This window comes from Rossellomorea yichunensis (assembly GCF_032337515.1).
In the GTDB taxonomy this organism is placed as follows: Bacteria; Bacillota; Bacilli; order Bacillales; family Bacillaceae_B; genus Rossellomorea; species Rossellomorea yichunensis.
Genome location: NZ_JAVYAD010000004.1, coordinates 166,616 through 180,327 on the forward strand (window position 1 = coordinate 166,616; position 13,712 = coordinate 180,327).

At 33.6% G+C, this 13,712-nt stretch carries 13 protein-coding genes; 1 reads left to right on the forward strand and 12 read right to left on the reverse strand.

Annotated features, from left to right (window positions below; translation table 11 throughout):
* Positions 1-204: 204 nt before the first annotated feature.
* From RSX31_RS11845 to RSX31_RS11870, 6 genes are all read right to left on the reverse strand, one after another.
* A complete protein-coding gene (locus RSX31_RS11845) occupies positions 205-1,314 on the reverse strand; it encodes a DNA cytosine methyltransferase (RefSeq protein WP_315634667.1) in 1,110 nt (369 codons plus the stop codon).
* Entirely contained in the window at positions 1,283-2,386 is a 1,104-nt protein-coding gene (locus tag RSX31_RS11850) for a DNA cytosine methyltransferase (RefSeq protein ID WP_299742089.1), read from the reverse strand. Before RSX31_RS11850 ends, RSX31_RS11845 begins: the two co-directional genes overlap by 32 nt.
* Positions 2,387-2,411: 25 nt before the next feature.
* Positions 2,412-2,960, reverse strand: a complete 549-nt coding sequence (locus RSX31_RS11855) for a tyrosine-type recombinase/integrase (protein WP_315634668.1) — start codon at positions 2,958-2,960, stop codon at positions 2,412-2,414.
* Between the two features lie 363 nt (positions 2,961-3,323).
* The gene (locus tag RSX31_RS11860; protein WP_315634669.1) at positions 3,324-4,559 is read right to left on the reverse strand and encodes a hypothetical protein; all 1,236 of its coding nucleotides are present in this window, start codon (positions 4,557-4,559) and stop codon (positions 3,324-3,326) included.
* Between the two features lie 428 nt (positions 4,560-4,987).
* A complete protein-coding gene (locus RSX31_RS11865; RefSeq protein WP_315634670.1) occupies positions 4,988-5,857 on the reverse strand; it encodes a phosphorothioated DNA-binding restriction endonuclease in 870 nt (289 codons plus the stop codon).
* A gap of 66 nt (positions 5,858-5,923) precedes the next feature.
* The gene (locus tag RSX31_RS11870) at positions 5,924-6,247 is read right to left on the reverse strand and encodes a nucleoside triphosphate pyrophosphohydrolase (RefSeq protein WP_299742080.1); all 324 of its coding nucleotides are present in this window, start codon (positions 6,245-6,247) and stop codon (positions 5,924-5,926) included.
* Positions 6,248-6,501: 254 nt separating this feature from the next.
* On the opposite strand from RSX31_RS11870, the gene RSX31_RS11875 reads away from it, so the two are divergent.
* Positions 6,502-6,762, forward strand: coding sequence for a helix-turn-helix transcriptional regulator (locus tag RSX31_RS11875; RefSeq protein ID WP_315634671.1), 261 nt, complete (start codon positions 6,502-6,504; stop codon positions 6,760-6,762).
* 247 nt (positions 6,763-7,009) lie between these two features.
* Here RSX31_RS11875 and RSX31_RS11880 read toward each other — a convergent pair whose 3' ends face one another.
* The 6 genes from RSX31_RS11880 to RSX31_RS11905 form a co-directional block, all read right to left on the reverse strand.
* Positions 7,010-8,035 (reverse strand): HNH endonuclease, encoded by a 1,026-nt coding sequence (locus tag RSX31_RS11880; RefSeq protein ID WP_315634672.1) that lies wholly within the window; start codon positions 8,033-8,035, stop codon positions 7,010-7,012.
* A gap of 117 nt (positions 8,036-8,152) precedes the next feature.
* Complete coding sequence (locus RSX31_RS11885) at positions 8,153-8,872, reverse strand: hypothetical protein (protein ID WP_315634673.1); 720 nt, start codon at positions 8,870-8,872, stop codon at positions 8,153-8,155.
* 192 nt (positions 8,873-9,064) lie between these two features.
* The gene (locus RSX31_RS11890) at positions 9,065-10,279 is read right to left on the reverse strand and encodes a hypothetical protein (RefSeq protein WP_315634674.1); all 1,215 of its coding nucleotides are present in this window, start codon (positions 10,277-10,279) and stop codon (positions 9,065-9,067) included.
* A 9-nt stretch (positions 10,280-10,288) separates the two neighbouring features.
* Positions 10,289-10,834 (reverse strand): metal-dependent hydrolase, encoded by a 546-nt coding sequence (locus RSX31_RS11895; protein ID WP_315634675.1) that lies wholly within the window; start codon positions 10,832-10,834, stop codon positions 10,289-10,291.
* A 574-nt stretch (positions 10,835-11,408) separates the two neighbouring features.
* On the reverse strand, positions 11,409-12,398 hold the full coding sequence (locus RSX31_RS11900) for a retron St85 family RNA-directed DNA polymerase (RefSeq protein WP_315634676.1): 990 nt from the start codon (positions 12,396-12,398) through the stop codon (positions 11,409-11,411).
* A 178-nt stretch (positions 12,399-12,576) separates the two neighbouring features.
* Positions 12,577-13,476 carry a retron St85 family effector protein gene (locus tag RSX31_RS11905; RefSeq protein WP_315634677.1) on the reverse strand — a complete coding sequence of 300 codons (900 nt, stop codon included), beginning with the start codon at positions 13,474-13,476 and terminating at the stop codon, positions 12,577-12,579.
* Positions 13,477-13,712 lie beyond the last annotated feature (236 nt).

Here is a 13,712-nt window from a genome sequence, read left to right on the forward strand (position 1 = left end):
TCAACTCTAGTTATAATATAACATATTTTTCAAGTGATTTTTTTACAAAAAAGGTCCTTTATACTATATCCAATAACATTAGCTATTGAATTCATCTTTATCTTTACTACTAGCATTCTCGTTAATTAGAAAATAGACTATCAACTAAAAAGAAACTTAAAAAGCCTGGATATATATAAAATATCCAGACTTATCATAATTAAGTTAAATGGTCATACTTAGCTGCCCTTTATCTTCTATTCTTATTTCTTCTGAAGCTTCTTCAAAATTTTCTAATCGATTCTGTAATTGCTTTGCAATTTCATATCCTAGTAACGGTGGTACAGCGTTACCCACTTGCTTATACTGACTTGATTTTGTACCTATAAACGTGAAATCATCTGGGAATGATTGTATTCGAGCACATTCCCTAACTGATGGCACTCTATTTTCCTTATAATGAAAATAGTTTCGATGTCCAGTATCTATGGTATGTGAAGGCAGTTGGCTATTCATTCTTTGGAAAGCCTTATTGTATTTTCTTATTGCCCAATATTCTTCGGGTAAATCTTTTATAGACCCACCATCGTTAACCATTGATATAATATTAATCGTTTGTTCAGTATGATTTGTTTGATTATGGTTTGTAATAACAGAGGATTTAGATCGCATAAAGTTTTGATAATTATTTGTAGGCTCTATGTTATATTCATATTCATCCCGATACTCTGACATATTATCTAATGGTGGTAGATCGGAAAGTGCATCTGAGGTTGAAACAAATTCTTCTTTTTCAGGAGGATAAGTAAACTGGCCATCTAAAACTCCAACAAAAAATACACGATGACGATGTTGTGGAACTCCATAGTTGGCTGAATTTAATACCTTGGGCTCCTCAATACGATATCCCAGTTCCCCAAACCTTTTCATTATATCTTCTTTAAACATGCCTTTATTGAGAGTCATTAAACCTTTAACATTTTCAATAACAAAAAATTTAGGCATTACTTGTTTTACGACTCGATAGTATTCCATGTATAGATGATTTCTTTCATCGTTTATATCTCGTGTTCCAACAGTGCTAAAACCTTGGCATGGAGGACCGCCGATAATACCCTCAATCTCATGCTCTTCGAGTAACTTATCAATTTTATCCTGGGTAAAATCGTGAATACTCATTTCATGTGCAACTGGATTAATACGATTAAAATTATAAGTATTGACAGCATCTTTCCAAAAATCTATAGCAAAGACAGATTCATAACCTGCCATCTCAAAGCCTAAACTAAACCCACCTACACCACTAAACAAATCTATAATCTTTGGTTTGTTCATTAAATATCCCCTCCTTAATTGCAACTGCAATTGCTTTAGCCAACAGAGGAGGTACCGCATTTCCCACTTGTCTATATTGGCTAGTTCGTGATCCATAAAATACATAGTTATCGTTAAACGATTGCAATCTTGCAGCTTCCCTTACCGTTGGAATTCTATCAAATATTGGATGGAAATAGTTACTATGTGCATTCCCAGTGTCAATTGTTACTGAATAATCTTCTTCATTTAATCGTTTATAAGCAGATGAATGTCTATTGTTCCTTTTATTTGAAAATAACTCTTCAGGTATATCTCTCCAGTTCCCCCCCTGAGGAACTTTGGAAATTCTTTCTTGTTGGATCTCCGCAGGATACTTTATTTCATGATTATAGACCATGTTTTGCTTATGTCTTAGATACTTTTTATATTCAGATTTTGGTTTAGATTGAAGCTTATAGGTAGATTTATTGGATTGTCTTTCTGATTCTAGTCCATATAGCTCTTCCAATGCATCCTTAACAAATACTGATTTTTTTTCGGTTAACTTTTCAAATGTAACTTTAGGTAAATCTTTTCTAGTTGCAACAAAAAAAGCTCGCAGTCTTTTTTGAGGTACGCCAAAACTAGAAGCATCTAACACATTACTATCTACGTTATAGCCTAAATTATTTAGAATTGTGTAAATTCGATCTTTCGCGTAACCATTGTCTCTGGTTAAAATTCCTCTGACATTTTCAATTACTACTGCTTTAGGTTGAAGCACCTCTACAAACCGAATGAATTCATAAAATAATTTATTTCTGGGATCTGCCATCTCTTTCTGCCATCTATTTGCTGATGAAAAACCTTGGCAAGGAGGTCCACCAACAATGACATCAATATCCCCTAATAAATCAAACATAAACGGGATATCCTCGTTCTTGACATCCTGAATATCAGCAAATATCCCTCTAGCATTTTCGAAATTTCTATCAAACGTCTCTACTGCATCTTTATTAAAATCTAGCCCTCCAATAATATCAAAGCCAGCTAGACGAAAACCTTCACTAATTCCGCCACATCCACAAAATAAATCGATAACTCTTGGCATTATACTCACCCTTTCTAAAGAACAATCACAAGTAAATTTCTTTATCTTCCTTAACTATTTCAGCTAATTCCACACCAATATAGTCAAATGTTTTTTTTCTTGAATTATGGTTAAAAACCTTTTGTAAGTATTTAATATCTTGGTGCTTTTTAAAATGATGATAACCATATGTTTTTCGCAATGTTTGTGTGCCAACGTTACAGTTAACACCAACTTTTTTAGCTGCATCACTAATAATTCTATATGCATGTGAGCGATCTATTGGTTCATTCCCTTTTCTACTTTCAAAAATATAACTGTCTTGAGAATAATGTGTTAAACTATTGAAATAGTCTCCTATACACATTCTCAACCCATCATTAATGGGGTATTTTGTATTTCTAATATGTATAAAAGAAACGATCTGTTCTTCTCTTATTAAATGCATAAATTTCAGGGTCAGTAAATCCGAAATCTTCATTCCAGTATTTATCCCTAAAACAAACAAAAAGTAGTCGCGGAAGCAATTACTCAATAGTTCATTTTTTATTAAATCTATATCGGATTGATTTTTTATAGGTTCTACTAGATTCATATACACACCCCCAATACAGCAAAAACACACTAAATATATCATTTTGCTGTATTCATTATATTTCATTTTTCAGCTAGACGCAAGAATATACGTTCGTTTAATCAATAAAAAATAGAGCTACTCTTGTTAGAGTAACCCCATTTAACTCAAAGCTTGTGATAATTTTTCGTCAAGCATAGACATAGATTCTTGGTTTTTCGTTGGATATGCTTGAATAGCACATATGGATTCTCCAAATTTCACTGATTCGCCTGGATAACATCTCAATTTTCAGACATCAGGTTTACAGTTTTAGCTCTGCAAATAGAATAGTTATAAAACTCTAATTCGGTATCAATACTTTTTAATTTCTTGTTATAACACTTATCCTAAGAAACAATCTGTGACTACTATGTCTTTAGAATGATTTTGTCTGATGGTATATACTTCATCTCTCTCATAAATCTCCACATGCCAATAAAAACTTCCATTTTCTCTATTAGTTTGACCTAATTTCTTAATACTATTTTCAAATTGTGAGTAAGGGATAAGGATAATTGTTTCTGAAGATCCACATCCAAAAGCAATATAAGAATTGTCCGCTTCAATAAGAAACTCTTGTTGAGGAGGATGAAAAGCAAACCAATATCTCCTTGCTGTCTTTAACACATATTCCTTTGACACCAGGCACACTAAATTGATATTGATATTGATATTGATATTGATATTAGAGCTCGAATATAAACAACGTCCTCTTTTAATAAAAGAGGTCTTAAAATGTTTTTGAATTCTAGATATGCATGCCTCTCTAAACTCAACATCTTTATTCTTTTTATCCTTTTCCTTCTTAATACTGTAACCACTTTGTTCCGAGGATACTCTATCGAATTTCTCTTCGTCTATTTCTATTTCACTATCACTCTGTATATCTTCAGTTGTATTAAAAATAATATCAATAAGTGGATCTACTCTTGTGTATTCCATTGGCTTCAATATTTCATTGATTTGAAGAGATGTTCTCGTATCATTTAAATTTTCTTTTAACATCATTAGCTTTAGTAAAGCATCAGTGCTTATCAACCTTATGTCCCATGCATGTTTAGATCCCCTTATCTGAGCTTCGAGGTCACCAGTATCTTGTCTACCAACTACTATTAATATTGAAGATTTATTTTTTTTACATCTTTTATCTTCTATTAATCGGTTACGATAATTTGCCACAGTATCCAAATTAATTCGATAAGTATCTGTTGTTTTCACTTCGACAACCATTTCATACCCATCTTTTGATGTCCAAATTCCATCATATCCAATATCCTTATTATTTTTTGTACCCCTATACAATCCATCTTCTACGTTAAAACCTAACCTCACACCAATTTGATTTATGATGTCTTGTAAAATTAACCCCCCATCTTTATATGAATTTGCTAAACATTCATCTGCATATTTTTGTAAATATCTTGATGGTATCTTCCCCATAAAACTTCTAAATTCTTGAGAAGTTAAAGATCCATCCCTTAATTTACCATCTCCACAAAAAGACAAAATTTGCTCGATAGACTTTGACTGAAAGAAATCTTTATTGCCTTCCCATAGATTAAATATCATATTTTTCATTGCATATACCACCTAAGTATCTAAATTATATAAAATTGACTTGCAATTAATTTATACTCATACATCGTATCCGTCAGGGGATCGTTCTCCCCTCGCTTCTAGTAATTATGTAAATTCGCAAAAGGATACAGTTTCATTTCCTCATTCGGGGATTCGCATTGTAATCCTTGATCAGAGAAGTATATGACCATCCCTGGTACGAAGTAGGAGTCGTCTTCACCAAACCCCGATTCATTGCCTTCTTTCCAATCGCTTCTTCTCCCTGATCACTTCAATCGACTCCCACTGTTTCCGACGCATGAGAACCGTTTCTATGTTTCAATATATGAATTTATTTAGCACCTTTCATTTGCAAAGAGGTACCGTCCTCCGTACGAAATTACTTTAGTTTACTGAGGGGGATGGATTTACTCTGTTTTGTGTCAGCTTTATATTCTGTATTGCAGTCCTTTAAAAACCTCCCTGACATGCCAATCTAAAAACGAATGATCCGGATAATAATACGACTGTATCGGCTCCCGAAGCAGCTGTCCATTAAACCTCAACAACCACTCTTCAAACCCCTGAGTTCCATGTGCATCCTGAGACACAACCATCTTACGCTCAGGCGTCAACGTGAACACTCCCCTATCAAATAGTTTATGATGCAAAGAACACAAAGCTATTCCATTTTCCTCAGTATCCGGACCACCAGCTTGGTGCCACTTGATATGGGCTGCTTCAACACCGACAAGTGTGTGGGCTAGTCTTACATTAAAACCACAAACAGCACAACTGTACCCGTAAGCCCTTAAAATCTTCTCCCTGAATTTTGGATCCCTCTTCTTTTTCGTATAAACAGTGAAAAGATCCAGTCCAACCGCATCTAAGATATCTTGGTGGATCGTATCTGGAAAATGACTGTCTAATATAATATGAGCAATCTCTTGGACCAGCCTGGGGTCATTTTTTAGAAGCTGAAATACTTCCGGTGTGAATCCCCCCGCAACTTCATCCGCTAGTAATTGACGATTACTCGGACTCTTCGCATTCGCCTCTTTATCCAAAAGCCATATCCCATCTCTTTTTAAACGTACAAAAGGTTCTTCAGGATGATAGGATTTCCTAAGCGGACCGAATTCCCTCAGCAGTTCTGTCAGCTTCTCCCTTGTAACCTCATAACTTATGAATCTGGGTTTATCTGCTTGTAGGTGTCCCAAAGCAAACAAAATCAACAATGGTTTATGGGGAGCTCTCTGGTCCCCTTTCTTCCATATGGACAAGTTATTAATTCTTTCCTTTAACTCAAAGCTGTTCATCATTTCCCACCAATCATAGAGCTTTATTTCTTCCTATATAATAGGTAAGTTGGAACTTCCAATGAATCAATCCTTTACCTCAATCAGGAACATCTTATCCTTAAATCCCCCACGTTTCTCAGCCTTATCTTTCCGTACCGCTTCTACTTCATCAATAGTAGATCCATGTTGCTTAGACAAAGCCCTGACAACTTCCAAGAGATCAGCAAGCTCTTCCACAGCTTCTCCATCCGTTTCAGCCGCACAGTATTCATCAAGTTCCTCATAAGCTTTTTCTTTTAAGTACTTTATGTAGTCTTCATCGTTAAGAATCTTTGTTGATAACTCCTTACCTTTACTTTCAATGATCTGTGGGATTTTATCCCGTACTAACTTGTTGTAGGTCGGCATGTAGTGACCTCCTATGGATTGTATTATCTATATTTTAACATTTATATGGAGTCCATAGAGCAAAGAAGGGCACACCAGTTACTTTCTTACCAATTCTCAATCCCTATTAGACACTTGAATGTAGTAATCCCATTGAAATGTCCGGTGACAAAATAAACTTAATTTATTTTACATAATTTGTAATATTTCTATTTGCTATTCGTGGTACATGATTTTCCCCAATTTGATAATGGTTCTAAAAAGGGGAGAATCCTTTGGTAAAAGAAGAAAATAAGCCTTTTTCGGAACTATTGGGGAAGCTACTTAGAAGAAGAAGAATTGAAATGAATATGACCCAGGCTGAGTTTGCCTGGATCACTAAAATGTTTGAAGAAGGCTACGGAAGGATCGAGAGAGGAGAAAGTATTCTAACCTCATTAACACTAAGCAAAATACATAATAATACAGGAATTAGTATTGACCGGATTTTTCAGGAAATAGATAATATAAGCAAAGACAAAAAGCCAAAAGAATGACTTGGTAGTTAATTGGGGGGATTACCATCAAGAAACAAGAATTGATTCTATTAAAAGGGAAACACACGTACAATTTTATGATTGTTGGGTTTTCCCGTGAGCATGATTATGGGGAGATATATTTTACAGATCATAATAGGAGGACTTCTGTTTATAGGGGTTCGGATGTGAAGGAAGTTATAAAGATAGCTAAGAGAGAAAGCCGCAGCTTACTTCGGGAGTAAGCTGCGGCTTTGTTATTTTCTATTTATAAGGTGCTTACTTTCATTCCAAGACGCTCTTTCAATTCCTCTACCGTTAAATACACTCCATCCACTTTCCTATGAAGCATCGCATGACAATTCGGACACACAGGAATCAAATCCTCTCTCGGATTCACCTGATAACCCTTCTGAATTTCATGTAGGGGTTTAATATGGTGTACGTGAATGAACTCTTTCCCCACTTCCCCATATGTATCTTCAAAGTTCATCTTACATACCTGGCATTCGGCACCATAATGATTGATGCATTGCTTACGAGCAAGTGGATTGCGTTCATATGAATTAACCATAATCGTTCTCTGCTCCCCTTCCCACATTTCCGGCACTTCATCAGGGTAGATTTCAGCAGACAAATCCTCATGAAAGAACGACATGATGTAGTCACGGAGCTCACCGGTTAGTTTCATGGATCCCTGGATATTCCCTTTCAACCCATGCTCTCTTAATTGATAAAGCGACAAACCATCCGTATCAACAACATCCACCAAGCGGACACGTGTCTTTTCCCCACCTATGGATTGAACATACTTTTCTTGGTCTACCCAAAGCGACCGATCATAGACAGTATCATCCATTTGAACCAATCCCTCTATTACTTCCACCTTATACCTGACCTTTTTGACACTACCTGAAACATATAAAAATAAGATATCACCATTTTCATAGTTGAAGGAACGTTTCCAGTCAAGGTATTCAAATTGGACGAATGCCCTTTCCAAGTCATATTCGTTTGGATTCGCCGGTACCAACCAGATACGGCGAGCATTCTTATGGTCCCTATCTTCTAACTCCTGCCGACGATTAGCAGCAATCTCTGGTGGAGCTATAAAAAGATATTCGTTTCCTTCGAAATGGTAGGGAATATTATAAACATATCCCCTCTCGATTGGATCATAGCATTTTGACTTCATTATATTGAGATGATCAGCAAGGTAGCCTGCAGCTTCTTGAATATTGGTAGCTTCATATAATAGTTGATTATTTTTGTTGATGGTGATGGGAGTGGGCATTGGTTGCCTCCTTGAAATGAACATATTTAATTACTGTGAATTAGGAAAACTGAACATGAAATTGCATATATATTTACGACTATAGTAATTAAAAGTTATAGAAATTGGAAACTTATTTCAATATGTTAATCCCTCTCTCAGACTGCGCATAAAGGATTCTTGAAACATATCCATACAATTCGTACGGACTTTTGATGCTAACTCTTCTTCTAAAACATCAAGAAAGTTTTCGTATCCAACATTTTCAAAACGTATTTTCAAATGTTGGTAATACGACTCATTTACTTCACCGAAATCGAAAATCCACATGTATTTCATTGCAGCTTCAAAATAAAAATTGTAATAGCCCAGCAAAAACCAAATATAATATTTTATTTTATATTCAAGAGCTAATTTTTCTAACTTTTTCGATTCAACTTTGGTTTCTCTAATATTTATTAAAAATTCTTCGAGGAAAGCCACACAAAGATTGATTTTACAATTATCTTCTACTCCTCCTTTAAAATCTTCATAATACTCATTTCTTTTAAGGCTATGGACAGACGAAATTAATTCTTTCCCTGCGTATTTTATATTACTCTCAATTGTCGTATGAATTTTATGTATGACTTCATCTTCATTGATGTCATCCTTAATATCATGAGCTCTGCGGAAATTTGTACGTATGTCATAGTAAGCAAAAACATCTAAAATGATTGGAGAAAATAACTCCTGATAAACCTCTTTAAGATACTTTTTATTTTCTCTCTGATTGGTATAGCGATTATTTAACCACTGGCCTAATAGAGCACCAGTAAGAGCAAGTGTTCCAGATAAATATGCTGCATTAAATTCCACACTAATTCTCCTAGCATTATTTTCATTTTCTTACTGCATCAGCGACGTCTTTTACATTACAACCTTCATAGAATTGACCTCGTCACATACTATGTAAAACAAATTCTACTAAACTTTTACAATTTTCACCAGAATAAAAAAGAAGCACCCATTTTTCAAAAGCGCTTCCTGGATCATATTTATTTACTTAATTTAATGAATTATTTCTTTTTCACGTTTCCTTGCGTTCATCTTAAACAAACTATCATGGTAAATTCTTTCTAAGCTAAGTCTTTCTTCATCATTATTTGTAATTTTACTCAACTCTTTAAAAACTTCTATTATACTCATTGTATGATTAATATGCTTTTCATCATATAATTCACAAGCTCTTTTTCTCGTTTTAGACGTGAATGCTTTTGTCTTTCTGTTAATTTCACGATATACCATCTCATATAAAGTATTTTCATCTACAGTTGGATTGTTCATTGTGTAATGGATCTGCTCCAATGTCTCTTCCTTTATTTGTTTAATCTTCGTTAAGTTATCTAGTTGAATTTCTGCATTATCGATGGAATTTCTATGATTGATCTTCACTAACTTTTCACTTGAAACAGCTCTAAAACTTTCTCCCTCATTATCGACAAATTTATAGTTTAAATCAATTGAAAAGGACTTTTTACCAACCTCATTATTAGAGATATAAGCCCCAAAATAAAGGTGACCTTTATCCGAAACGATTGTTGAAGTTACCTGCTCTAAATATATTTCTAAATTAGTATCGGACAAATTCGCCTTGATTACTTTAAAATAAAACCCCTGTTGCTTAGCATAGTTGTGTAAAGTAAGAAATGATAAATATATAGCAAGGTGATTGTCAAAGTTTTTATATCCAGTCGAGGTTAGTCCTCGTATTGAATATCTCTCTTCATCCATAATTAATCGATATTGGGCCTTTTTCTTCTTATTTTTATCTAGTAATTCACTCGTACAGTAGCTAAGCAAATCATAATGAGCCTCTTTAAAGCAATATTTTGCAAAGGATTTCATCTTAAAAAAATGTTCATAAAAGTCGTTAGTAAATGTGTATTCCCCTTCTGCAACAACATCCCCTAAATCCTTATCAAGAAACCTTAGGATCAGTTGATTTTTTTTATTAAATCCTTCAAGTCTTATACTATTCAGAGGTATCCCTGATAAATCCAGTTTATTATCATTGACATCACCAAACGCTTTAAATAAAGATTTGGATCCATATATTCTAAGCTTCTCATTTGGTCTCCCGTACTCTTTAAGAGGAAACTTCTTATATACCTTCTCATCAATATCTCGATGTTCTTTAATAAAGAGTTGTAAGTCCTTCATTTTCGCTTGTTCATCAGTGATGTTCAAGGTATCTAATTTTACTTCACTAATAAATTTAGACATAATGTCCCCCTATTTTTCAATGAATTTAATTATTGTATGAACCAGATAGTTCAACAAGTTTACAAGTGAATGAACTAAAGGATTAATGAATTCTTCATTGTTTATAATAAAGAGAAGCCCCAGTGCAATAGATAAGTAGAAGATTAGTAACTCAGCATAACTGGATGTCCTGTATGTAATAAAGAACCTAAATCGATTCTTAGTATATGGATGTAATAACGGAACTCCTGACCGTGAAAAGAAATCACCAAGAATATGAAATAAGTATCCTAAAGCAATACCAATAGTAAAGTAATTATTGTGAAGCGATAGTAACATTAATAAAACAAACCAAAGAATTAAAGAGTGCGTTATTCCTCTATGGCCAAATGTATTGTAAATAACATTTGAAATGCCGAAACTTCTCCTCCCTATAAAAGAATTTGGATGATCAATATCCGGTAATAAACTTCCTATAGCAACACCACCTAAGTAACCAATAGTAAATGGATAAGAAAGAAGCTTTGCAAATACCATACCAGCGGTTATGGAAGTCGCCAAATGAGTCTTATACATCATGATTACACCTACTCGCAGTAGATAAGTCCTAATTGTATAATCATTTGTATGATTCATATCTCCAATTAATACCAGAAATTATGACGTCAAGGGGCAGGTGTCTCCGCACGTTTAAAGAAGAACCATGGTCACCGAGATTCTCTATATACCAAAGAAATTGAATGATGAGTGATTTACGTCTATTGTTGATAGAAGTGTAGAAAATTAATCTCCGTTATCGTGTCGAGCAAGGTGTGACACTGACGTATTGGATGAAGGGAGGTTATTTGGGGAGATTGGAGTAAGATTACAAGAAAAAATCCGTTCCTCTACTTTAGGGCAGGGGACGGATCTTTAGTTTGTGGAATTAGAATACCTTATAAGAGTTATTACCTTGGGATCAAATCAAATAATAAAATGGGGTCAGTCCCACGGTACACTAATGCGTTATTGTGTCGGGGGACTGACCCCAAATTCAGGCTTAATACCTCGATTATCCGTCCTTATATTATTAGTTAAGAAAACAACTTTGAATTTTCCCCTAACCCTTTAGTATTAAGGTGAATGGTTAGATTACTAGATAGTCCTAATTTTAAAAATCAAGCTCATCTAATTCATCCAGTAAACTTGCAGCTGCTTCTATGTTAGATTGACTATATTTTTGTTTTTTATCATAAAAATATTTTCTTAATTGATCATGAGCAACTTTATCAACACTTAGTAAGTATGAAAACCACCCCTCTATGTGTTTCAGAAGTAAACCATACTCTTTCGTATTTTCTTGTAGTAAGCACATGCGATGGATTTTTGCTCTTAATTCTCTTTTTTTCACTCGACCAATTCCTATTTCCTCTTTTTCACTATATACTAAGCCAGTGATTTCCCTCCTCATTCCTGGCCTAAGCAATCTAACCTTATTACCGTTAAGGGTATAACCTTCATCTTTAATAATATATTCAATAAATGACTTTGCTTTTAAAAGTTTTTCAGGATTTTTACATGAGAGTACTATATCATCAGCATACCTACTATAGATGATATTTTTTGATCCAGCATAACCAGCTAATCGTCTATCTAGTTTAATATTTAACAAATTTGACAGACTTGGAGAAGTTACTCCTCCTTGAGGTAATCCACCTTTATAAGTACATATATCTTTTAATAATAGCGAAGCTTTTTTTCCATAGCCTATTCCTCTAAAAAAGTTATAAACTTTTTTACTAGTTATAGACGGGAAGAAATCTTTGATATCTAAACACAAAAAATATTTACTTCCTTTATGCTTATTTGCATTATCTCTTAAGTTAATCCCTTTCCGAAATGCTGTACAACTATTATGGACAGGTAACTGATCTAAAATTGTCCTTAATACCCAGGCTTGAATTGCCTTAAGATTTTGGGAGGGGCACGCTAAAATTCTTATATCCCCGTTCGCTTTTAATTTTTTAATTTCCTTGTAGTGGTATTCTGGAGCGAATGTAATTTTATTTAATGTATATTCACTGATATTTAGTCTAGTTGATAGCTCTGAGGAATCACAGAAATTAGGTAAATCGAGAATGTAAATCATTTTATTACTCATTGTATTTCACCCTTCTCTAGAACAAAGAAAAATATGGGCCTATTCTTACCACATAAGCAATGGTTCAATAAAATTTGACTAGTATATGGGCATATACTAGGCGGATTTTATTGAAATAACAAACAAGAGTTTAAGCACGAATAGCGAAACACTATTCACAATTAAGTCTAAGAATAGCTCAAGCCCATAATTTCCTCAATTTCAAATTTAACATATTTATCCTGAATTTGTCGAGTTTACCATGAATTATATTTGGAGGATATTCAGACTCTAGTCTTAAAATCCCCTTATTTGATAAAGAATAGTAGTCACTATCAAATTTCACTTCTTTATGGTGTAAAAGTGTAGCTAAAGATGCATCAAGAATGGCAATAATTTCTTCTTTATTCTTATTGTTTATTTGTTTTATTATTTCAATTAATATTCTTCTACTAATTTCACCGTGTGTATATAAAATAGCTAATAAAAACCTTTCAGCAAATATTGGATTGGTCAACGAATAATTTCTAACTGTGTTTTCTTTCTTAATGTTTAATAAGGATTTTGATAATTCTTTCATCACACTATCTGAGATTGGTTGTTCATAATCAGTAGTTATAACTTTTGAGTTAGTGTGTGTCTTTAAATATTTTATAGGACCCAAATTAATGAAACTTTTATGTTTCTCATATTTTTTATCTAAAATGATAATTAATTTAGAATTAAGTTTACTATGATTTACAAAGGCACCCAATTCGGTAAATGAGCCTGCACTTTCAATACACATCACAATAGCATCTACACTATCTGCTAAGATATTTTCAAGATCCAACAAATTATAATTAGGTATAAATAATAACTCCTCAAACATAAACTCTGGCATATAAATTCTAACTCTCTTATTTTTTTCACTTTTTTCTATACCTTTATAAAGTTTTGCTCTCATACTGCTGGGATCATTTAGTGCTTTCCCAATTAAAAACAAATTAAATTCCTCTTTTAATAAATCTACAATTTGACTTTCAATCTCTTTAAATACATCTACCCCCAATTTTACTTGGTACCTTTTTAATAGCGCGATTTTCTTTTCAGCTTTCATAAAATCGTCCCTTCTTATAACCCTGCGAAATATTGTTCCCTGTAAATAGTTCTTTCCTTTTTATTTATAAGATTTCTTTTAAAAGAAACATATTAAACTTAAATATTCAAACCGTCTCAATCCATATGCAACATTTAATCCACAACCTCCCGGATTTGTTGGATTATAAGAAAAATAAAGTATCAATCAATATTTCACTAAAGAGTAAATGATATAAATTACCAATACAATAGACT

What these genes read in the sequence shown, in the direction of transcription:
- RSX31_RS11870 (WP_299742080.1), bottom strand. Translation starts at nt 6,247, where the DNA reads ATGCCGACCTACAACAAGTTAGTACGGGATAAAATCCCACAGATCATT.
- RSX31_RS11845 (WP_315634667.1), bottom strand. Translation starts at nt 1,314, where the DNA reads ATGAACAAACCAAAGATTATAGATTTGTTTAGTGGTGTAGGTGGGTTT.
- RSX31_RS11895 (WP_315634675.1), bottom strand. Translation starts at nt 10,834, where the DNA reads ATGTATAAGACTCATTTGGCGACTTCCATAACCGCTGGTATGGTATTT.
- RSX31_RS11890 (WP_315634674.1), bottom strand. Translation starts at nt 10,279, where the DNA reads ATGTCTAAATTTATTAGTGAAGTAAAATTAGATACCTTGAACATCACT.
- RSX31_RS11855 (WP_315634668.1), bottom strand. Translation starts at nt 2,960, where the DNA reads ATGAATCTAGTAGAACCTATAAAAAATCAATCCGATATAGATTTAATA.
- RSX31_RS11905 (WP_315634677.1), bottom strand. Translation starts at nt 13,476, where the DNA reads ATGAAAGCTGAAAAGAAAATCGCGCTATTAAAAAGGTACCAAGTAAAA.
- RSX31_RS11900 (WP_315634676.1), bottom strand. Translation starts at nt 12,398, where the DNA reads ATGAGTAATAAAATGATTTACATTCTCGATTTACCTAATTTCTGTGAT.
- RSX31_RS11880 (WP_315634672.1), bottom strand. Translation starts at nt 8,035, where the DNA reads ATGCCCACTCCCATCACCATCAACAAAAATAATCAACTATTATATGAA.
- RSX31_RS11860 (WP_315634669.1), bottom strand. Translation starts at nt 4,559, where the DNA reads ATGAAAAATATGATATTTAATCTATGGGAAGGCAATAAAGATTTCTTT.
- RSX31_RS11865 (WP_315634670.1), bottom strand. Translation starts at nt 5,857, where the DNA reads ATGAACAGCTTTGAGTTAAAGGAAAGAATTAATAACTTGTCCATATGG.
- RSX31_RS11850 (WP_299742089.1), bottom strand. Translation starts at nt 2,386, where the DNA reads ATGCCAAGAGTTATCGATTTATTTTGTGGATGTGGCGGAATTAGTGAA.